20 protein-coding genes are annotated in these 22,277 nt (G+C 34.1%); 10 read left to right on the top strand and 10 right to left on the bottom strand.

Annotated elements, in window-relative coordinates:
• Positions 1–146: 146 nt before the first annotated feature.
• Together VFS71_RS01080 and topA are read right to left on the bottom strand one after the other, a co-directional pair.
• Complete coding sequence (locus VFS71_RS01080) at positions 147–1,298, bottom strand: formimidoylglutamase (protein WP_326398826.1); 1,152 nt, start codon at positions 1,296–1,298, stop codon at positions 147–149.
• 71 nt (positions 1,299–1,369) lie between these two features.
• Positions 1,370–3,889 carry a type I DNA topoisomerase gene (gene topA, locus VFS71_RS01075; RefSeq protein ID WP_326398825.1) on the bottom strand — a complete coding sequence of 840 codons (2,520 nt, stop codon included), beginning with the start codon at positions 3,887–3,889 and terminating at the stop codon, positions 1,370–1,372.
• 338 nt (positions 3,890–4,227) lie between these two features.
• Between topA and VFS71_RS01070 the strand changes: the two genes are divergently transcribed.
• The 8 genes from VFS71_RS01070 (at position 4,228) to groL (ending at position 13,250) form a co-directional block, all read left to right on the top strand.
• The gene (locus VFS71_RS01070) at positions 4,228–5,811 is read left to right on the top strand and encodes a glycerol-3-phosphate dehydrogenase/oxidase (protein WP_326398823.1); all 1,584 of its coding nucleotides are present in this window, start codon (positions 4,228–4,230) and stop codon (positions 5,809–5,811) included.
• A gap of 336 nt (positions 5,812–6,147) precedes the next feature.
• The gene (gene miaB, locus VFS71_RS01065) at positions 6,148–7,593 is read left to right on the top strand and encodes a tRNA (N6-isopentenyl adenosine(37)-C2)-methylthiotransferase MiaB (RefSeq protein WP_326398821.1); all 1,446 of its coding nucleotides are present in this window, start codon (positions 6,148–6,150) and stop codon (positions 7,591–7,593) included.
• Between the two features lie 305 nt (positions 7,594–7,898).
• A complete protein-coding gene (locus VFS71_RS01060; protein WP_326398820.1) occupies positions 7,899–9,158 on the top strand; it encodes a sigma-54 interaction domain-containing protein in 1,260 nt (419 codons plus the stop codon).
• Between the two features lie 127 nt (positions 9,159–9,285).
• Positions 9,286–9,789: an LptE family protein gene (locus VFS71_RS01055; protein ID WP_326398819.1), complete on the top strand. Its 504-nt coding sequence runs from the start codon at positions 9,286–9,288 to the stop codon at positions 9,787–9,789.
• Positions 9,790–9,866: 77 nt separating this feature from the next.
• Positions 9,867–10,826 carry a tetratricopeptide repeat protein gene (locus VFS71_RS01050; RefSeq protein WP_326398818.1) on the top strand — a complete coding sequence of 320 codons (960 nt, stop codon included), beginning with the start codon at positions 9,867–9,869 and terminating at the stop codon, positions 10,824–10,826.
• Positions 10,827–10,837: 11 nt separating this feature from the next.
• On the top strand, positions 10,838–11,176 hold the full coding sequence (gene secG, locus VFS71_RS01045; protein ID WP_326398817.1) for a preprotein translocase subunit SecG: 339 nt from the start codon (positions 10,838–10,840) through the stop codon (positions 11,174–11,176).
• A gap of 135 nt (positions 11,177–11,311) precedes the next feature.
• Positions 11,312–11,587 carry a co-chaperone GroES gene (locus VFS71_RS01040; RefSeq protein WP_100431955.1) on the top strand — a complete coding sequence of 92 codons (276 nt, stop codon included), beginning with the start codon at positions 11,312–11,314 and terminating at the stop codon, positions 11,585–11,587.
• Positions 11,588–11,621: 34 nt separating this feature from the next.
• Positions 11,622–13,250 carry a chaperonin GroEL gene (groL, locus tag VFS71_RS01035; protein ID WP_326398815.1) on the top strand — a complete coding sequence of 543 codons (1,629 nt, stop codon included), beginning with the start codon at positions 11,622–11,624 and terminating at the stop codon, positions 13,248–13,250.
• 343 nt (positions 13,251–13,593) lie between these two features.
• Here the strand turns inward: groL and VFS71_RS01030 are convergent, their stop codons facing one another.
• The 8 genes from VFS71_RS01030 to xrtF form a co-directional block, all read right to left on the bottom strand.
• The gene (locus VFS71_RS01030; RefSeq protein WP_326398813.1) at positions 13,594–14,271 is read right to left on the bottom strand and encodes a DedA family protein; all 678 of its coding nucleotides are present in this window, start codon (positions 14,269–14,271) and stop codon (positions 13,594–13,596) included.
• Between the two features lie 210 nt (positions 14,272–14,481).
• Positions 14,482–14,865, bottom strand: coding sequence for a heavy-metal-associated domain-containing protein (locus VFS71_RS01025; protein WP_326398811.1), 384 nt, complete (start codon positions 14,863–14,865; stop codon positions 14,482–14,484).
• Between the two features lie 56 nt (positions 14,866–14,921).
• Positions 14,922–16,934, bottom strand: coding sequence for a TonB-dependent receptor plug domain-containing protein (locus VFS71_RS01020; protein ID WP_326398809.1), 2,013 nt, complete (start codon positions 16,932–16,934; stop codon positions 14,922–14,924).
• Positions 16,935–16,997: 63 nt separating this feature from the next.
• Complete coding sequence (locus VFS71_RS01015; protein WP_326398807.1) at positions 16,998–17,411, bottom strand: HYC_CC_PP family protein; 414 nt, start codon at positions 17,409–17,411, stop codon at positions 16,998–17,000.
• 320 nt (positions 17,412–17,731) lie between these two features.
• Positions 17,732–19,087: an MBL fold metallo-hydrolase gene (locus tag VFS71_RS01010; protein WP_326398805.1), complete on the bottom strand. Its 1,356-nt coding sequence runs from the start codon at positions 19,085–19,087 to the stop codon at positions 17,732–17,734.
• A 98-nt stretch (positions 19,088–19,185) separates the two neighbouring features.
• Positions 19,186–20,016, bottom strand: a complete 831-nt coding sequence (locus VFS71_RS01005; RefSeq protein WP_326398803.1) for an ATP cone domain-containing protein — start codon at positions 20,014–20,016, stop codon at positions 19,186–19,188.
• 61 nt (positions 20,017–20,077) lie between these two features.
• Positions 20,078–20,521, bottom strand: coding sequence for an exosortase F system-associated membrane protein (locus tag VFS71_RS01000; protein WP_414655975.1), 444 nt, complete (start codon positions 20,519–20,521; stop codon positions 20,078–20,080).
• A complete protein-coding gene (xrtF, locus tag VFS71_RS00995) occupies positions 20,511–21,047 on the bottom strand; it encodes an exosortase family protein XrtF (protein ID WP_326398801.1) in 537 nt (178 codons plus the stop codon). The genes VFS71_RS01000 and xrtF overlap by 11 nt, the downstream gene beginning before the upstream one ends.
• Before the next feature lie 71 nt (positions 21,048–21,118).
• On the opposite strand from xrtF, the gene VFS71_RS00990 reads away from it, so the two are divergent.
• Positions 21,119–21,574: a GAF domain-containing protein gene (locus VFS71_RS00990; RefSeq protein ID WP_326398799.1), complete on the top strand. Its 456-nt coding sequence runs from the start codon at positions 21,119–21,121 to the stop codon at positions 21,572–21,574.
• A gap of 133 nt (positions 21,575–21,707) precedes the next feature.
• A complete protein-coding gene (rpsO, locus tag VFS71_RS00985) occupies positions 21,708–21,977 on the top strand; it encodes a 30S ribosomal protein S15 (protein WP_326398797.1) in 270 nt (89 codons plus the stop codon).
• The last annotated feature ends 300 nt before the right edge of the window (positions 21,978–22,277 follow it).

The raw sequence follows: 22,277 nt of genomic DNA, 5'->3' as shown, positions 1-22,277 counted from the left end.
AAAAATATTTTATCGCCAAAGTGCTAAAAAAGAACGATAAAAAACATCATTTTTAAAAATTTGTAAGTATATCGCAAATATTTAAAATATTCACATAAAATTAACGCTTTTACTATAAATTTATTAAGCGTTTTAAAACTTAAAATTTATAGAATGTTTTTTCTTTGAGCTTTCCACCATCTTTCAGGCATTTCTTGATTACAAGCAGCCAAATATTCTTCATAAGAACACGGTAATAACGTGTTTTTTTTCAATTTATTGCTGGAGTTTGAAATAAATGGTATCTCTATCCACCAACGATCTGTTTTATCACTTTTATAAAATACCAAATCCTCTTCTTCAAGCGGAACTATATACTTTAAGTAATTTTCTCTACTACCAAAAGGATACTCATTTGACCTATAGTGATATCCTTCTATAAAATACCAAAATATCTGCGCTATAATTACCGCTTCCTGTTTTGAATTATTGTGATTAAAAACCCCAAACGAACTTACTTTATCACTTATCCCCGCATATCTGGATAACGAGCAAATTTCTTTACCATTAAAACCGTTTGGATTAAAAACAGTAAAATTACCAGAATCTGATGATTTTACAGAATTCAAATCTATACTCACAACATCTGCATCTCTAAAAACAGGTTCCGAAATTGAAATATTATTCGAAATCTCACCTAATCGATACGCATCAAAAAACAACTTTTCTATCAGATCTATCTCCTCCTGAGAATTATAGTAAGTCTGATAGCCAATATTACAAAAATTAAACAAATTATTAGGTTCGTCTATAATAATTTTAGTTAAAAAAGAATCAGAACTAATAGCCTCATTTTCTTTTCCAAAATCAAACCTACTATCAATAGAAACTAAATTCACCATTTGTTCCAAATCATCATATCCTCTATATAATGCATAAGTTAAATCCTGAGATCCACCAATAACTATAGGTATGATTTTTCTTTTTATAAGACTTGAAGCTATTTTTTTTAACGCAAAAAAAGTATCCTCTTTTGAATTCCCCGGAAGAATATCCCCTAAATCGGCAATTGTCATATTCCAATTTCCCGGAAACATTCCATATAACTCTTTCCTTATAGCGTCTAAGTTAACATCAACATTATCATTCTTATCGCCTCTATTTTCAAGAACACCAATTATTGCAATATCAATTTTACTCAAATCAGGTATTGCCTCATTAGTATGTAAAACTATTTTACTCCCCAAATGTTGAGCAGACAAACCTAAAACATAGCTTAAAAATTCTTTACTTAATGGTTCTAAAAATTCAAACTCCATTTTTGTTTCTTTTATCTCTCCCCTACTATTTTTCACGAAAGAAAAAATGAGGACTAATTGAATTTAATTCTTTATTTCTTTTTGACTACTGCTTTTTTAACTACTGGTTTCTTCGCTGCAGTCGTTTTTTTGGCAGCAACTTTTTTGACAGGTGTTTTCTTGGCTATCATTTCCTGAACCTCAGCTAATGTTAATTTTGTTGCATCAACATCTTTACTTAATTCAATTTTTATTTTTCCTTTCGTTATAACCGAACGTCCCCAGCGTGCCTTCTCAACCAAAATTCCTTCTTCCTCCCAATTATGAAGCACTTTATCAATATTCTTCTGCAATTTATCCTCGATCAATTCTTGAATATCTGACTGAGATAAATTATCAAAATTATATTTCTTGCTTACATTTATAAAGATTCCATTCCATTTGATAAAAGGACCAAAACGACCTGTCCCTTTCTGAACACCTTCCCCTTTATAAACAGCAATTGGTGCATCTGCGATAGCTTTTTCATCAATTAATTCCTGAGCTCTCAACATAGAAACATCTAAAGGATCCTCACCTCTTGGCAAAGAAATAAATACACTACCATGTCTCACATATGGCCCATAACGACCATTACTCACTTCAACTTCTTCTCCTTTATATATACCCAAGTTTTTTGGAAGTAAAAATAAATTCAGAGCTTCCTCTAAAGTAATATTACCAATATTTTGCTCGTGTCTAAGGCTCGCAAATTTCTTTTCTTCATCTTCAGCATCTCCAATTTGTGCCATTGGCCCAAACTTACCTAAACGAACCGAAACTGGTTTTCCTGACTCTGGATCAATTCCTAAAATTCGTTCCCCGCTTTCTCTGTCTGCATTGGCTTCAACATCTTTTACTGTTGGGTGAAATTTATCATAAAACTCCTGCATCATCTTAGTCCACTCGATATTTCCCTCGGCAATTTCATCAAAATCATGTTCGACTTTAGCGGTAAAATTATAATCCAAAATATTTCCGAAATTCTTAACCAAGAAATCAGTAACAATTGTACCAATATCTGTGGGAACTAATTTCCCTTTATCTGAACCTGTATTCTCTTTAAGTAACTTCTCAACCAACTTGTCAGATTGCAAAGTCAATTGCGTATAATTTCGCTCAACACCTTCTAAATTTCCTTTCTCTACATAATTTCTGTTGATAATGGTAGAAATAGTTGGTGCATAAGTAGATGGACGACCAATACCTAATTCTTCCAGTTTTTTCACCAAAGAAGCCTCAGTATATCTTGCTGCAGCTCTCGAATACCTTTCTGTTGCAGTAATGTAATTGTTTTGCAATTTTTCATTCACTTTCAGAGCAGGCAATAAACCTTCCTGTTCTTCCTCTTCATCATCATGCCCTTCAAGATACACTTTCAAAAACCCTTCAAAAAGTAAAACCTCTCCCGAAGCAGTGAATATTTCACCGTGATTATTAGCTTCTATTTTTACATTGGTACGCTCCAATTTGGCATCACTCATTTGCGAAGCCAAAGTTCTTTTCCAAATCAAATCATATAAACGTGCTTGATCTCTATCAATATTTACTGTATGAAGTGACATATCGGTCGGACGAATCGCTTCGTGGGCTTCTTGCGCACCTTTACTTTTATTAACAAAAGTTCTAGGATTAGAAAACTCCTTACCATACGATTTGATGATCTCTGCCTGAGCTGCATCCATCGCTTCTTTCGATAAGTTCACACTGTCCGTTCTCATATAGGTAATAAGTCCAGCCTCATATAATCGTTGAGCCAATTGCATTGTAATTCCAACAGGCAAATATAATTTCCTTGCTGCTTCTTGTTGCAAAGTCGAAGTCGTAAAAGGAGCTGTTGGAGATTTTTTGGTAGGTTTCGTTTCTAATTCCGCAACCTTATATATAGAACCGATATTTTGTTTTAAAAAATCTTCGGCTTCTTTCTTTGTATTGAAATTTTTTGGAAGCTTGGCTTTCAAAGTCTTGCCAGCTTCATTTGTAAACTCTGCAACAACCGAATAAGTTGCCACAGCAGTAAAGTTTTGAATTTCACGTTCTCTCTCAACAATCAATCGAACAGAAACCGATTGCACACGTCCAGCGGACAAACCACCTTTTACTTTTCTCCAAAGAACCGGAGACAGTTCGTATCCAACCAAACGGTCTAAAACTCTTCGAGCTTGTTGTGCATTGACTAGATTATAATCAATTTCACGTGGTTTATCAATGGCTTTAAGAATAGCAGTTTTAGTAATTTCGTGAAAAACAATACGCTTTGTTTTTTCTTTTTTAAGTTTCAACTCTTCCGCCAAATGCCAAGAAATAGCCTCTCCCTCGCGGTCCTCATCACTCGCTAACCATACCATATCGGCATTTTTAGCTAAAGTCTTTAATTTGGACACCAATGCTTTTTTATCCGAGGATACCTCATACTTGGGTTTAAATCCGTTTTCGACATCAACACCAATTTCCTTAGAAGGTAAGTCGGCAATATGCCCGTAACTTGATGCTACCTGATAATCACTTCCTAGAAATTTCTCGATTGTTTTTGCCTTTGCTGGGGACTCAACTATCACTAAATTCTTTGCCATTTTGCTTTTGTTTGAATCGCAAAAGTAATTTTTTTTTTTAAATATCAACCTTTCATTGATTTTAAAAACTAATTAAATCGGTAAACGAACCTTTTCAACAACTCAAAGCAAAAAATTTTTGATTCATTTATAATGATGCAATACTAATTTCAAGCATAAATAGCCCAAATCATTAAACACAAGAAACACCTTTCAAACAATAAAACACAGCATTCCATTTCACCAATATATATAGGTATAAAAAGAAATCAAAATTTAATTTTTTAAAAACCAAATCCATTTTAATTATTTGGTTAAATTTACTACAAGAGACCCAATCGAACCTACAAAATTATCTAATGAACCGAATCGAACAGTTAGAAAAACTAAAACAGAACCAAACTTGGGATTTCATCATTATTGGTGGTGGTGCCAATGGACTTGGTGTTGCAGTGGATGCAGCAAGCAGAGGTTTTAAAACGATACTTCTCGAAGCAGTAGATTTTGCAAAAGGCACTTCAAGCCGAAGCACAAAACTGGTTCATGGTGGTGTTCGTTATTTGGAACAAGGCAATCTTTCCCTGGTCATAGAAGCTCTAAAAGAAAGAGGTTTAATGGAAAAGAACGCAGGGCATTTGGTTAAAAACGAATCTTTCATCATCCCAAATTACAATTGGTGGGGAGGTTATTTTTATACTCTTGGTTTAAAATTCTATGATTTATTATCGGCAAAATTAAGCCTTGGGAGTTCTAAATATTTATCCAAAGAAAAGACACTGGAATTAATCCCTTCCATTGAACCAAATGGATTACAAAGTGGCGTACTGTATCATGATGGGCAGTTTGACGATTCACGATTAGCCATTAATCTGGCACAAACAGCCGTAGAAAAAGAAGCTTGTGTTCTCAATCATTTTAAAGTTGTCCAATTAATAAAAGATAACAAAAACCAAGTTACGGGTGTCATAGCTAATGATCAAGAGTCTGGAGAGGAATACATGATACAAGGCAAGGCGGTGATTAATGCAACTGGTGTATTCACCAATGCCATTATGAAAATGAACGATACTGTTTATAAAAAATACATCGTTCCAAGTCAAGGGATTCATTTAGTCCTTGATAAATCCTTTTTACCTGGTGATTACGCATTAATGATTCCAAAGACGAGCGACGGAAGAGTGCTTTTCGCAGTTCCTTGGCACGACAAAATTGTTGTGGGCACCACAGACACTTTGGTCAAAAAATCTGATCTTGAACCAATTGCGCTTGAAGAAGAAATTGAATTTGTATTAGAAACAGCACAAAGATACTTAACAAAAACCCCAACGCGAGCCGATGTTCTTTCGGTTTTTGCAGGATTAAGACCTTTGGCCGCTCCTGAAAAAAAAGGACAAAGCACCAAAGAACTTTCCAGAAGCCACAAAATAATTATTTCCGAAACTGGATTAATCAGTATCACTGGTGGAAAATGGACAACATATCGAAAAATTGCAGAAGAAATAGTTAACAAAGCCATTACAGTACATCAATTAAGCCCAAATAAATGTGTGACTGAATATTTGGCTATTCACGGAAACAAGAAAAACAGTGCCGCAGATTTTGAAAATCATTTATTTATATATGGAACGGATTGCAAATCCATTCTTCAACTGCAAGAAAACGAACCTGAACTAAAGGAAAAGCTACATCCTGATTACAATTACACTTTAGCTGAAGTTGTTTGGGCCATTCGAGAAGAAATGGCCACCACGGTTGAGGATATTTTGGCCAGACGTGTTCGATTGTTGTTTTTGGACGCTAGAGCTGCAATTTCTTGTGCTGACAAAGTAGCTCGCTTACTGGCAAAAGAATTAGGCCATGACGAAAACTGGATTAAAAATCAATTAGTTGAATTTAAAACCGTTGCCAATGGGTTTCTGTTGAAAGAGTTTCGGGTTAAATAAATAAAATGCAATTCTGAAAACGAAATCTCCTAGCCCCGATTACTTCACTATACTCTTATTTTTATAGGAGTTCAGTGAACTTCGTTTGAAGTGAAAAGCCCGGAGTCGCGTTGGCTTAAATTTTTTGTGTTTGCAAACCGACTGAAAGAAGCTCTTGCAAATACTTGAAAATTTTGCCAACGAGACGAGGACTTGTAGCGGAAAACGGGAATTAGCTCCTTATAAATAGCACTGAATTCTCAGAATTTGGAAGGACTTAAAAAGTTGTTAATTCTTCGGCTGACATCTTGTCATAATCACTGTATTTGCCTTATATTTGCACTTTGAAAATGCCCTATGGAAAAGATAATTGAAGAAAGCAAACAAGGAAACAGCCTTGTACTAGAACATAAACCAGAGAACACCAAGAAACTCTTTATAGAAAGTTATGGCTGTGCGATGAATTTTTCGGACAGCGAGATTGTGGCGTCTATATTGTCTGATGGTGGTTACAATACCACTTCAGTTTTGGAAGAGGCCGATTTGGTTTTGGTGAATACTTGTTCGATTCGGGACAAAGCAGAACAAACGATACGTAAACGTCTGGAGAAATACAATGCTGTAAAACGCATTAATCCGAAAATGAAAGTAGGCGTTTTGGGCTGCATGGCCGAGCGTTTGAAAAGTCAGTTTCTAGAAGAAGAAAAAATTGTCGACCTTGTTGTGGGCCCAGATGCGTATAAAGATTTACCTAATTTATTGAGTGAAGTCGAAGAAGGCCGAGATGCAATTAACGTGATTTTGTCCAAAGAAGAAACGTATGGTGATATTTCGCCAGTTCGATTAATGAGCAACGGAATTACGGCATTGGTTTCTATCACAAGAGGTTGCGATAATATGTGTACGTTTTGCGTGGTGCCTTTCACCCGCGGTCGTGAGCGTAGCCGTGAACCGCAAAGTATTATGAACGAAATTCAGGATTTGTGGAGCAAAGGATTTAAGGAAATTACACTTCTGGGTCAGAACGTTGATAGTTATTTATGGTATGGTGGAGGATTGAAAAAGGATTTTGCAGATGCTAGCGAAATGCAAAAAGCGACAGCTGTGGATTTTGACCAATTACTGGAAATGGTAGCTATTGGTTTCCCGAAAATGCGCATTCGTTTTTCAACTTCGAATCCACAGGATATGCACGAAAGCATTTTGCACGTTATTGCCAAATATCCTAACATTTGTAAACACATTCACTTACCAGTTCAATCGGGAAGCAATCGCATTTTGAAAGAAATGAATCGTTTGCACACGAGAGAAGAATACATGACCCTGATTGACAAAATTCGTTCTATTATTCCTGACGGAGCGATTTCACAAGATATGATTTCGGGTTTTCCGACAGAAACAGAAGAGGACCATCAAGATACTTTGAGTTTGATGGAATATGTGAAATATAATTTTGGTTATATGTACAGCTATTCTGAACGTCCGGGAACTTTGGCGGGAAGAAAAATGGAAGATGATGTTCCTGAAACTACCAAAGCAAGAAGATTACAAGAAATTGTGGATTTACAACAAAAACACGCTTGGTTACGTTCTGAGGAATTCATCGGGAAAACAGTTGAAGTATTGGTAGAGAAAGTTTCGAAAAAATCGACTGAGGAATTTTCCGGAAGAAATTCACAAAGTATTACCGTAGTTTTCCCAAAGGAGAATTATAAAATAGGTGATTTTGTAAATGTGAAAATTAATTCTTGTACCTCCGGAACTTTGAAAGGTGAAGCGGTTGGTTTGAGTGATATGAATTAGGAATTTTGACCACAGGTTAAAAAGAGTTTCAAAAAATAAAATCATTTATTATGTCGAAAAAAAATATCCTTGTCGCTTTAATTACATTTATTCTTGCTTTTGGAACAACATTCTATGTCATTAGAACTTATTTTCCAAAACACAAAGTAGAAAAAACTAGTGTGCAAAAAGATACGCTAACAAAGCCTCAACAATAGAAAACTGAGAATAGAATAGTTATTCAAACAGATTTAAGTTTTAATAATTAGTAAAATTTACACTTTACAGATTCATCTAATTTGTGTTATACGAGATAAAAAAACAAAATGGATACAGTACAATCAATAAAACAGCGCTTTGAGATTATTGGAAATGACCCAAAGCTCAATCGTGCCATAGAAAAAGCCATTCAGGTTGCCCCTACTGATATTTCGGTTTTGGTAGCCGGAGAAAGTGGTGTGGGAAAAGAGAATATCCCAAAGATTATACATTCATTATCACACCGAAAACACGGTAAATATATTGCGGTAAACTGTGGTGCAATTCCGGAAGGAACGATTGACAGTGAACTTTTCGGTCACGAAAAAGGAGCTTTTACCGGCGCAACCAGTACTCGTGAAGGTTATTTTGAAGTAGCTAATGGTGGTACTATTTTCCTTGATGAAGTGGGAGAATTGCCTTTGACCACCCAAGTGCGTTTGTTACGTGTTTTGGAAAATGGGGAGTTCATAAAAGTGGGGTCTTCTCAGGTTCAAAAAACGAATGTCCGAATCGTGGCTGCGACCAACGTTAATTTATTCAAAGCTATTGAAAAAGGGAAATTTCGCGAAGATTTGTATTACCGTTTAAGCACAGTAGATATTCACTTGCCACCACTTCGAGAACGAAAAGAGGACATTCATTTATTGTTTAGAAAATTTGTGGCCGATTTTGCCAACAAGTACAAAATGCCTCCTTTGAAACTGGATGACGCTGCCATTTTGCTTTTGCAAAAATTTCGCTGGAGCGGTAATATTCGACAATTACGAAATGTTGCCGAACAAATTTCGGTACTAGAAACCAACAGAGACATTACCGCTGCAACTTTACAAACGTATTTACCAAACGAAGACAGTAATTTACCTTCAGTCATAAAAGACAAAAAAAACGATAACGATTTTAATACCGAAAGAGAGATTTTATACAAAGTTCTTTTTGATATGAAAAGCGACTTACATGATCTAAAAAAACTGACATTGGAATTAATGCAAAATGGAAGCTCCAATGTTCAGGAAGCCAATAAATCACTTATCAAAAAAATATACGGTTCCAAAGAAGAGGACAGCGAAATTGACTTTGAAGAAGAACCAAGAACCTCATTTTTATCCAATTCAAATATAGAACAGGATTACGAAGAACAGGATAATAGCAATTATCTTCTGGCCGAAACCATTGAAGAGGAAGAAATCTTGAGACTCGAACAGAAAGAAATTGAGATGATTAAAAAATCATTGGAAAAAAACAAAGGAAAAAGAAAAGCCGCTGCAGACGAATTGGGTATTTCGGAACGTACTTTGTATCGAAAAATCAAACAATTTGATTTATAACAAAAAATAAAAATTCAAAAAAAACAAAATTCAAATCACTAATTCGATTTTTGTACATTTGAAATTTGAACCAAATTAGAATTTGGACTCGAGCCATAGCGAACAGGCGTAGCAATTTACACATTTTATGAAAAAAACACATTATCTCTTATTAATAATTAGTTCATTCATTCTAAACAGTTGTTCGGTATATAACTTTACGGGAACTGGTAAAATCGATGCCAAAACTTATCAGGTAAATTTCTTTCCAAACAATTCTGATTTGATTGAACCAGGAATTGACCGAACTTTTACGCTTACATTACAAGACTTGATTCAGGGTCAAACTAATTTGCAATTAGTAAAAAATGGAGGAGATTTAACGTATGAAGGAGAAATAGTAGATTACCGCATCAGTCCAATGACTGCAACTGCCGATCAGCAAGCATCTCAAAATCGCTTGAAAATCAGAGTAAATGTTAGATTTACCAATAAGAACAAAGAAGCTGACGATTTCGAAAAATCTTTTGAGTTTTACTATGACTATCCAGCTGCACAACAATTGACAGGAGCAACGAAAGATGCCGCCATCAAAGAAATTTTCGAAAGAATTACACAGGATATTTTCAATGATTCACTTGCAAAATGGTGATTTTAAAAAAAGCATTCTTTTTAGTTAACAAATAGAAACCAATTTATTCAGTTAAACAATTACTGAACACCAAAAAAATGAACGTTAGTAGCTATAATTATTTATTAAACCAACCCGAAGAAATCAACGAGATACAAACCGTGGCTTTAGAAAAAGTTTTGGATGAATTTCCATTTTTTCAAAGTGCTCGAGCGTTGCGTTTGAAGGGGCTTTACAATCAAAATAGCTACAAATATAATTTTGCACTAAAAGTAGCTGCAGCTCATACTACGGACCGTAGCGTTTTATTTGATTTTATCACTTCAGAATCATTTACAGCTATTCAAAAAAAGACCTACGAGAAAAAAATAGAAGAATTACTCAATATAACCGTAGTTGACAGTCAAATTATTGAAAAAGAAGAAGTCCAGATAGTCAAAGCAACTCCTTTGGAACATTCTATCCTTACTTCCATAAAAGAGGCTAATACTAATACTGCTCAAAGCAACTCACTCTTTATTGATAAATTAGAAATCGATAAAAATGTAGAACAATCAATTCTTGATTCCATTAAGGAAGCTACGCCAACAAAAATTGAGGAAGTAACAATAGAAGCTGAGAAAAATTTAGAAATTGGAAAACCTCTGGATTTTTCAAAATCAGAAACACATTCTTTCCATCAATGGCTTCAAATTTCGAGGATACAACCCATCATAAGAGAAAATCCACAAGAAAATAATAGTATGGCAAAAGAACCAGAATCTATCATTGACGAGAGTAAAAAGAAAAAAGCTGAATTAATTGATAAATTCATCGAAACCAGTCCAAAAATTCCGCCTATAAAACCTGGAGTAGTGTTCACTCCAAATATAGATCTCAACAAAGAGGATAATTCTTATTTAATGACAGAGACCTTGGCAAAAGTATATTTGGAACAAAAAAAATATCAAAAAGCCATACAAGCTTATGAAATATTAATTTTGAAATATCCAGAAAAAAGTAGTTTCTTTGCAGACCGTATAAAGGATATTAAAATAGTACAACAAAATAACAATTAATAATAAATAGTATGTTTTCAATTTTTTTAGTTTTAATTACAATAGTATGTTTTCTATTGATCGTAGTAATAATGGTTCAAAACCCTAAAGGTGGCGGTCTTTCTTCTACAATAAGTGGTTCTCAAATGTTAGGTGGTGTACAAAAAACTACTGATTTCTTAGACAAAAGTACTTGGACATTGGCAACTATATTAATTGCTTTAATCTTACTTTCAGGTTTGAGTTTCACAGGAACTTTAAGTGATGCTGATTCAAAAATCATTGACAACACTGAAACTGCTGCACCAAAAACTAATGCACCTGCTCAAAATGCACCTGCACAAAGTACACCTGCAACTCCAGCAAAATAATCTATTTACATAAATACACAAAAATGCCAGCCTGTCAAAGCTGGCATTTTTTATAAGAAAAAATGTCAGTTTACGTACTGTGGCATAATTTCTGAAATACAACAACAGTAAAAATTAACATAAACATAAAAAATCATGACTTTAAACATTAAACCACTTTCAGATCGAGTTCTTATCGAACCAGTTGCAGCTGAAACGAAAACGGCGTCAGGGATTTTTATTCCAGATACCGCAAAAGAAAAACCACAAAAAGGAACTGTAGTTGCAGTAGGTAACGGAACTAAAGACCATACCATGACTGTCAAAATTGGTGATACAGTACTTTATGGAAAATATGCTGGAACTGAATTAAAATTAGAAGGAAAAGATTATCTAATCATGCGTGAGGACGATATTTTAGCGATCATCTAAAATCAAATAAACGAATCAACAAATAAACAATAAAATGGCAAAAGATATAAAATTTGATATTGAAGCACGTGACGGTTTAAAACGTGGAGTTGATGCATTGGCAAATGCGGTTAAAGTAACCCTTGGTCCAAAAGGACGTAACGTAATTATTGGAAAATCTTTTGGTGGACCAAATGTTACTAAAGACGGTGTTACAGTTGCCAAAGAAATTGAATTGAAAGATCCTTTGGAAAACATGGGAGCTCAAATGGTAAAAGAAGTAGCTTCTAAAACCAATGATTTAGCTGGAGACGGAACTACAACAGCTACAGTATTGGCTCAAGCCATCGTAAAAGAAGGATTGAAAAACGTTGCTGCCGGAGCAAACCCGATGGATTTGAAACGTGGTATCGACAAAGCAGTAGAATCTATTGTTGCCGATCTTGCTAAACAAGCAAAAGTAGTAGGAAGCGATTCTGAAAAAATCAAACAAATTGCTTCTATTTCTGCTAACAATGATGAAGTAATTGGTGAATTAATCGCTAATGCTTTCGCAAAAGTTGGAAAAGAAGGTGTAATCACTGTTGAAGAAGCCAAAGGAACAGATACCTATGTAGATGTTGTTGAAGGAATGCAATTTGACAGAGGATATCTTTCTCCATACTTTGTGACCAATCCAGAAAAAATGGAAGCAGAACTAGAAAGTCCATACATCCTTTTGTATGACAAAAAAGTTTCTTCTTTAAAAGAATTATTGCCAATATTGGAACCAATTGCACAAACTGGAAAACCATTATTGATTATTGCAGAAGATGTTGACGGTGAAGCTTTATCAACTTTAGTGGTAAACAAATTGCGTGGTGCCTTGAAAATCGCTGCTGTAAAAGCACCTGGTTTTGGAGACAGAAGAAAAGCAATGCTAGAAGATATTGCTATCTTAACTGGTGGAACCGTAATCTCTGAAGAAAGAGGATACACTTTAGAAAACACTACTTTAGAAATGTTAGGTTCTGCAAAAAGAGTGACTATCGACAAAGACAACACTACAATTGTAAGTGGTGCTGGGGAAGCTGATATGATCAAAAATCGTGTGAACCAAATCAAAGGTCAAATGGAAACTACGACTTCTGATTATGATAAAGAAAAATTGCAAGAACGTTTGGCTAAATTAGCTGGAGGTGTTGCTGTTCTTTATGTTGGAGCTGCTTCTGAAGTAGAAATGAAAGAGAAAAAAGACCGTGTTGACGATGCACTACACGCAACTCGCGCAGCTGTTGAAGAAGGAATTGTTGCTGGAGGTGGAGTAGCTTTATTGAGAGCTAAAAACGTTCTAAGCTCTATTGTTTCAGACAACGCTGATGAGAAAACAGGTATTCAAATTATATCTCGCGCTATTGAATCTCCTTTGAGAACTATTGTTGAGAATGCAGGTCTTGAAGGTTCTGTGGTAGTTGCTAAAGTTAGCGAAGGTTCTGGAGATTTTGGATACAATGCCAAAACAGACGAATACGTAGATATGCTAAAAGCTGGAATCATTGACCCTAAAAAAGTAACTCGTATTGCATTAGAAAATGCTGCTTCGGTTGCGGGAATGATATTAACTACAGAATGTGCGTTAATCGATATTAAAGAAGAAAATGCAGGTGGAGGCCACATGGGTGGAGGTATGCCAGGAATGATGTAAAATCATCATTATCAAATATAAAATCCGTCTTGAATTCATTCTCGACGGATTTTTTTTTGTGTTTTTGTTCCCAGAAATTGTTTTAACCCAAATTCAATTATTATTTTAAAGCAGAAAGATTAGGCTTTTTTTGCCGGCATTGGTCCCGCTATACGTTGCAATCTTTTGTGTCTCGTCCCAAAAGACGAGATACAAAAGGATTTCCACTTCTATCGGGGCTAAAGAGAAAGATTTTGCTTTTTTGCCATAATCCAAAAAAAAGAAACAGTAACAATTGAGATTAGTCCATAAAAAAACCGTCTTGATCTATTGAGCAAGACGGTTTTTTTATATTTATTAAATTTTAATGATGAACAACTTTTTTCTTAATTAGTTTCAGTAAAACAGGTATAGTTGAAACCAAAATAATTCCGATGACGATTTTCTCAATATGTTCCTTTAAGTCAACTCCCATTTCCAAAAACATACCGTAAAGATAATGCCCAGAAAAAATCAAAACAAAAGACCATAAAAAGGAACTCAATATATTAAAAAACATAAATTTCTTTCTATCCATCGAGCCTATACCTGCCACTATTGGAGCAAAAGTTCTCACGATTGGTAAAAATCTAGCATAAATAATAGCTTTCCCACCATGCTTTTCGAAAAACTCTTTGGACTGAAGCAAATATTTTTTCTTAAACAAAAGTGTATCTTCTCTATTGTATAAATAATACCCACTTTTGGCTCCAAACCAATAGCCCACCATATTTCCAAAAACACCCGCAAGTGCCACTAAGGTTGAAAGTATAACAAGATTTATAAAATCACTTTCTACGAAAAGAATATTTTGAACCAAATCACGGCTATAAATTCCCGCAAGAAAAAGCAAACTGTCACCTGGAAGAAAAAAACCGGCAAAAAGTCCCGTTTCAGCAAAAACGATGAATAAAACAATGTACAAACCCAGTTGAATGCCACCAATTGTAAAAGTTATATAAAATTCAGGATTTACTAATTGGGTCCATTCAAAATTACTCATAAATTTTTGTGTTTTATTTAGGCTGTGAAAGTAAGGATAATTTAGGTTAACCACAATTTATTACTTCATTTTAAAGTTTTATTAACGATTTAAAAACCACAAAAAGCATCAAAATTAATCTTATATTTTGATGCTTTTTTTTCAATTATTGAAAGTTACAAATTAACGAGCATAAAACGTTTACACTACAAAACAATCTATAATCAGATATTACAATCTTTCATACTGACAACACGAATGAAGACTATCATAATCTTCTTTTGTTGATTTTACCGAATCCGTATCGTGACCTACTTTTGCAATTGCTTTTTTCACATCCGTCAAAGAGCATTTTTCTTCATTAATAATTAAGCTCAGTTGATGTGTCTCAACACTCCATAAAGCAGATTTCACTCCTGGAACTGAATAAGCGGCCTTTTGGATTCTCTTCTGGCATTGCTCACAGTTACCATTTATTTCAGTAGTATATTTAGCGTTTTTATTTTTATTTTCTTGTCCTTGTGCCGAAATTGTAAAAACAGTCATTAGTAGCACTAAAAATACATTCTTAATCCTATCGCTATTTTTTCCTAGTTGTTTAATATTTGTTTTCATTTTTATAAGTATTAAAATTTTAAATTATTTTTTTGATATTGATTCTTGATATTCCTTTATTTTATTTTTAATCTTAACCCTGCATAATACATCTGTCCAAATACTGGCGCATATAAAATAGTGGCATCAAAATAAGGACCAAAAGGATTTTGAGCATCCACTATTGCAGGATTTTGAGTGTAATTCCCAATATTCTCCCCTCCTACATACATTTCAAAAGTAGAAGAAAATACTCGGGTAATTTGTGCATTGACCAAAGAATAAGCCGGTGACTGTTTCGGAAGCTGATAAGCAACAGGATTTGAACCAGTGTAAGGTAATTGTTGTTCACCAATCCAATTATAGGTAAAATCGAATTTCCATTGTTGTCCTTTTTCTTTACTATTGGTTTCATATCCTAAATTTCCAAAGAAACGATGTGCTGCCTGCAATGGTCTTTGGTACTTACCTGACAAATAATCGGTTTTAATATCGTAGTATTTGTAAGCTGAACGCAATTCCAAATGCTTAGCCAATTCATAATTGAATTCCAACTGAAAGCTGTTTGCGAATGAAGCACCATCCAAATTATGAAAAATCACTTGTTGTGGACTTTGCATAATATCCACCACTACTTGATTTTGAAAATTGGTTCTGTAAAAATCGGCGGTAATATCCCCGTTTCGATTAAACAACTTGAAACCCTGCATAAAACTTAAACCATAATTCCAAGCAATTTCTGGATCCAATCCATACAATTTACCTCCGGTATTTGTAATATCAAAAGTTCTGGAACTAGCAAATAAGGTTTGATTTTCGGCAAAAATATTGGCAGGACGCTTTCCTCTACCAGCTGAAATCCTCAAAACTCCTTTCTCCCATGGATTGTATTTCATGTGAACTCTTGGTGTTGCAAAAACACCTAAACGGTTGCCATAATCTAACCTTCCGCCAAGAATCAAACTGAAATTATCCTGATTATCATAGGTATATTCGAAGAAAGCTCCAACAGTATTGTCTATTCTACTGTAATCTGTCACATTAACAAACTCGTTATAAATATCATAGGTAAAATTCAAGCCTGTAGCAAACTTGTTTTTTTCATTATTGATAATCGAGTTAAAAATCAAGTTCGAATAAAAACTATTTTGTTGCATATTATAACCATTCAGTCCAAAATAAGAATCTTGGTCATAGCTGGAAAATGCATTTTGGAAACCAATACTTTGAAATGGCATATCCTTAAAAACATACCCTATTTTGGTAGAAATGTCGATCTTTTGGGTGTCGATTTCAGAACCCCATGAATTGGTTGTCCCTCTATCCGTATCAGGATTAAAACTGGTTTGTCCCATTAATTTAGTATCATTCATATACTGCAGATTAATGAAACTAACCCAGCCTGTTTCGGCATTATAATACTGATAGCGATTGAGTAAATTGAATTGTTTTTGCAGAGGATTATCAAGGAAACCATCATCATTGTTATCCATTTTGGAATCTCTAATATTACCGTGTAGCAATAGACTGGTTGCCCATTTATCGGACAGTTTTTGATTAAAATTGGTATTCAGTTCAAAGCGGGAATCGGTAGAACCATAAGCGTTTAATAGAAACGGAACTTCCGCCATCGGCTTTATTAATTCGGTATTGATTTGACCCGATATGCTTTCGAATCCATTGACCACACTCCCTGCTCCCTTAGTGATTTGAATACTCTCTATCCAAGGACCAGGCGTAAAGGAAAGTCCATAAACCTGTGAAGCCCCGCGAACGGAAGGAACATTCTCCTGAGTCATCATCAAATAAGGGCTCGTTAATCCCAACATTTTGATTTGCTTAGTTCCTGTCAATGCATCCGAAAAATTGACATCTATTGAGGGATTCGTTTCAAAACTTTCGGCAAGGTTGCAACAGGCGGCTTTAAGTAATTCTTTTTTGGTAACTAATGTTGTGTTACCTGTAACGGTATATGTTTTTTGTAGGCTCTTGCGTTTGGACTTCACTTTTATTTCCTGTAAGGTATCTTGCGAATAGGAATCAAAAGCAGCAAACAAGAGCAACAAAACTATTGTTAAGTTTGTTTTCATGATTAAAATTATAATGATTAAAAATGTCAAACCACAAAAAACGGGTTCAACTACAATTAAACATTATAATTTATCGTAAAGGAGATATTGGCTGTACAGCTTGAAAAGAGGCGGTGCGTTAGCATCGCAATAATAGGTAAGAGACTGATTGTTTTTAAAACTAGGTACAGCTTTAAACTCAACAGAATGAAATTCAGGAGCTAAAAAAACATAATCAAACTGAAAAGAAAAAGACTTAACAATTCCGTTATCTACTTTTTTCTGAAAGACGATTTTTTTGTCCTTGCAACAGCTGTCTTTTTTACTGACTACTTTTTTTTCGCAACAACCTTTTTCACTTTGCAATGATGGCAAAGTAGAATTCAATGAAACAGAAGATATTTCTCCTCCACAATAATGCACATTAAAAGCCAAACCTACATTGGAAACCAATAATAGAACTGCTAGAAATATACTTATGTGTCTTTTGAATTTCATGCCACAAAATTAGCATTATTATCAGCCTAAAAAAATCAAATTCTTGTTAATTTTTTTTAAAAAGCAACTAAGACCCTAATTTTCTGAGATTCTGAGTAAAAAAAATGAGTTTGAATATATTAGTAACTTTTCCTTTTTTGGATGATGGCAAAAAAGCAGAATATTACCTCTTTAGCCCCGATAGAAGTGAAAATCCTTTTTTGAGCCGATTTTTCTTCGGCTCAAAAAAAGATTGCAACGGATAGCGGGACCAATGCTGGCAAAAAAGCCAAATCTTTCTGCTCCAAAATCAACTGATTAAACTTAGGTTAAAACCAAAATTACAATTCAAACTCCTGCCCCATCAAAGGAACAACACATTCAAAACCATATTTTTCTTGAATCTTAACTCTCAGTTCATCTGCTGGTTCATTTTCTCCATGTACCAAAAATACTTTTTTGGGTTTCTCTTCCAAGTCCGAAAGCCAATTGATTAAATCCTTTTGGTCACCGTGAGCTGACAAACTTTCTATTTCAACCACTTTGGCTTTTACTTGATAATATCTTCCATGTATTTTTATATCAGTTGCGCCTTCCAACAATTTTCTTCCTCGTGTACCTTCTCCTTGGTAACCAATTATAATTACAGTGGTTTCGGGTAATCCAATATATCGCTCTAAATAGCTTAAAACCCTACCTCCAGTAACCATGCCGCTTGCAGCAATCACCACTTTCGGTTGTTTATTATAAATAGTATCAATCGTTTCTTGGTAATCTGAAATCAGAGTAAACATTTTGCACATAGCGGTAAACTCTTCTTGGTGCAAACGATGCCATTTTCTGTTATTTACAAAAAGTTCCAGCATGCTTATTCCCATGGGAGTATCTATAATATAAGGAATATTTGGGATCTTATCTTCTTCCTTCAATTGCCAAAGCAAGTACATTATACTTTGGGATCGCTCAACAGCGAAACTCGGAATTATAACAGTTCCACCGTTTTGAATTGTATTATTGATGTACATTTCGAGTTCTACTTTTGGGTCAATTTCTGGATGAAGTCGATTACCGTAAGTGCTTTCAAGGAAAATATAATCTGCTCTTTTTGGCTTTGTAGGAGGAAACATCAGTACATCATTATCACGGCCAATATCCCCAGAAAAAACAACTACTTTGTTTTCAAGTCGAAGTTCAATTGTACAAGCGCCGAGAATATGTCCCGCATTTGTAAAAACTGCATCTATTTCAGCATCTAGAGAAATACTTTCATTGGGATTAATTACCCTAAAATGAGGAAAAACTTTTTCTGCTTGAGCTACTGTATAAAGCGGTTCTGCAATTTCATGTTTCGAAAATTTTCCTTCATTGGCTATCCTCGCATCTTCCTCCTGAATTTTGGCACTGTCCAAAAGTATCAATTTTGCAACATCCTTTGTTGGACTCGTACAGTATATTTTGCCTTCAAAACCCTGATTCACCAATCTTGGCAACCAGCCACAATGATCCAAATGACCGTGAGTAAGTAAAACAAAATCTATACTGGAGGGTAAAATTGGTAAAGGTTCCCAATTGAGTTCTCGCAATGGCTTTAATCCTTGAAATTGTCCACAGTCTATCAAAATACGGAGACCATTACTTTCTACCAAAGTTTTGGATCCTGTAACCGTTCCTACTCCGCCAATACATGTAATTTTCATTTTATATCAATTTAGATTAATTGTAAAAAGATTTCAAGTTAAATTACCAAATAAAGTTTTAGCAACTTAGTATCTAAGAATCTCTGTCACTTAAAAAACTATATAAGCCGGCACAACTCTGATGCTTCCTTAATTACATTTTTTATTCGATTGGGACTCAATCCAATTTTTTCCAAATCTTCTCTATTATTGACAATCTCCTGGACTAAAATAATATCCAAAATCAATAATTTTTCTTTTTCCGAAAGGGTTAATGTTGTCAAACAAGTTATGGGATACAATTGGCGGTTGTCAATTTTATTTTTCAAATTATTACCTTTAGGATAATCCCAACACAATAAGTTAAGACCGGAACATTTTGCAAAATCAACTGCATCGGTAGTAAAACGATTATTGGTAACAATCCAACATTTAGAAATAGTGTCATTTCTAGAAAATATTTCATGTTTTTTTTCTTTCAAATCATTGAATCGCGACAAAATATACATCGGTACTTTGACATCTGTAGTGGCATCTCTCCCCATATGAAATTTACATTCCACCATAGTTATGATATCGCTACTCTTTAGTAAAACATCAATTTCATGTGAAACGCACTTGCCCCACAAAATCATATTTACTTTGGTTTCATAATGTTCTGAAGAAAAAAGTCGGGCAATAAATTTTTCGAAAAAAAAACCTGTAGGCCCCAACAACCGAATCGCCTCTCTTAAATTATATCGTGCAGCATTCGAATTAGAAGTTTTTTTAAGAAGTCCGAAAGCCATTTTATAGATATGTTTGGTAGAAATACCTTCGTAAACCTCTTTTTCAATCAATTGTAAAACATCATCAACCATAGAAGGAGAAGCACCTGATTTCAGCAAAGATCGTTTTAATTTTGAACGGTTAAATTCAACAATATCACCGGAATGTTTTACAATTTTCATCTTTAATAAATTTGACAATTCATTCTTTAAAATCTTCATTAAAGATAAGAAAAAAGAATAATCAATCCTTTAGCTTTTGGTAATAAAATGCTGGCACAAAAAGAATTAAAAACAAAGGCTGAATCAAAAAACGACGCACATAAAACAGCAGAAGATTTTCCTGATTTTTAAAAAAATGCAGTATACAAAAAAGAGCAACAATTAAAATTACAAACAGAAAAAGATACAAAATGGATGCAAATAAAATCATCTCTTTGTCCTTAAAAAGGAAATAAAGAATCCCCAAAGAAAGTATAGTATTCAAAAAAAAACGAAAAGACAATCCGAAAAACAGCTTCAAATTATCAAACTCAGGCAACGGCAACTTCATATAATCCCCCTCAAAATAAACAAGCAAAGGATCATAAAACAATTGCCTTTCAAATGCTCTAATAAATACCAATAGAGCCACAAGTACCATTATAGCAAAAATAGTAGTTTTATTTCGAAGTAGTTTATTTAGCATACTTTGAGAATTTATTGACCCAAATAAACCATAAAATAAAAACCAGTCCATATATTATCAATGGAAAAAAAACACCATGCAATATGTGTGAATATTCAGGATAATAATAAAGTAAAATGGTTAAAACTGCAATACGAAATACATTCAGAATATAAATTATCAGACTTCCTCCAAAAACGAAAAGCAATGTATTTTTCAAGCTCCCCGAAAATGCTACAATAAAAGAAATAAATAGAATAACTACACTGATTCCGTTGCAGCCTTCCACTATCCGAATAATATATTTATTTTGAAAATACATTCTTACAAAAGGCTCATTAATAACACTTTCAACTTGTACACGCATAAAAAACCACGAAATTATTTTTTCAGCATTATGCGCTACTACCTGTGTAATTGAGTCGACATTACGATCCCCAAAGGAATTTAGAAAATACTGATAGCCTACTGTAAGCAGAATATAGCAACCAAAAAAACTGGCTAAAAACAACAAAAAAGGTTTGTACTGGACGAAGTATTTTTTCAAAATTAAATTTTTAACAAATTTATACAATTTTTAAAATTGGCTTTAAATACTTTTGTAAAAAATAACAGAACATGACTTTTCAAGAACTAAAGCCCAAAGTAAGTGAAATTACACTAAACACAAATCTCTCAATAGACGAAAAACTTTTAGCCGTTTGTCAGCTTTTGAGCGATTCTATTTCCTACTACAACTGGGTAGGTTTTTATTTTGCTAATCACGAAGCCAAAACACTGCATTTAGGCCCTTATGTAGGAGCAGAAACTGACCATACAGTTATCCCTTTTGGAAAAGGAATTTGTGGACAAGTGGCGGTTTCCAACAATAATTTTGTTGTTCCAGATGTAAGCGCGCAAGACAACTATATCGCCTGTAGTTTTACTGTAAAATCTGAAATCGTGGTTCCACTTTTTGTAAATGGAGAAAACATTGGTCAAATAGACATCGACAGTCATGTAATAGACCCTTTTACAGAAGAAGATGAACGCTTCTTGGAATTTGTTAATGAGGAGATTGCAAAGTTGTATTAAAAATTCAAAGATTGAAAAGCCTCCAAAAGCAATTAATCATTTAATTTTTGAATATTTCAATATTTTGCATTACTTTTGCACCCGTCTTATAATAGCTGTAAGACATACATAAAAATCATTAAATAATATTCGAATGTATTTAACTAAAGAGATTAAAGAAGAAATCTTCGCTAAACACGGAGGAAAAGCAGAAAACACAGGATCTGCAGAAGGTCAAATCGCGTTATTCACTTACAGAATTAGCCACCTTACTGAGCACTTGAAAAAAAATCGTCACGATTTCAACACAGAGCGTTCATTGGTACTATTAGTAGGTAAAAGAAGATCTTTGTTGGATTACTTGAAAAAGAAAGAAATCAACAGATATCGTGAGATTATCAAAGTATTGGGTATTAGAAAATAATCAATATATAAAAGAGGTGCGAGAGTGCCTCTTTTTTATTTTAGAGTTTAGAAGTTATATTTTAAATTCTTAAATTCGATATTAATTTTTAAAATTAATATTACATTAAAAAAAGTTTGGTTTTTCATTGGGTTTTAGGCATTAACTACGCAACAACTACAACTAACAACACAACTAGAACCCATTGTATAACCAATTAAGGAAAAAATTTATGATTCCACAATTATTTGTAGAAAAAATCGATTTAGGTGATGGAAGAAGCATCACAATCGAGACAGGACGTTTAGCTAAACAAGCAGA

Origin of the sequence: Flavobacterium sp. (assembly GCF_035760125.1) — a bacterium.
Lineage (GTDB): Bacteria > Bacteroidota > Bacteroidia > Flavobacteriales > Flavobacteriaceae > Flavobacterium.
The sequence above is the reverse complement of the archived record's forward strand: the minus strand, read 5'-3'. Positions and strand labels throughout refer to the sequence as shown.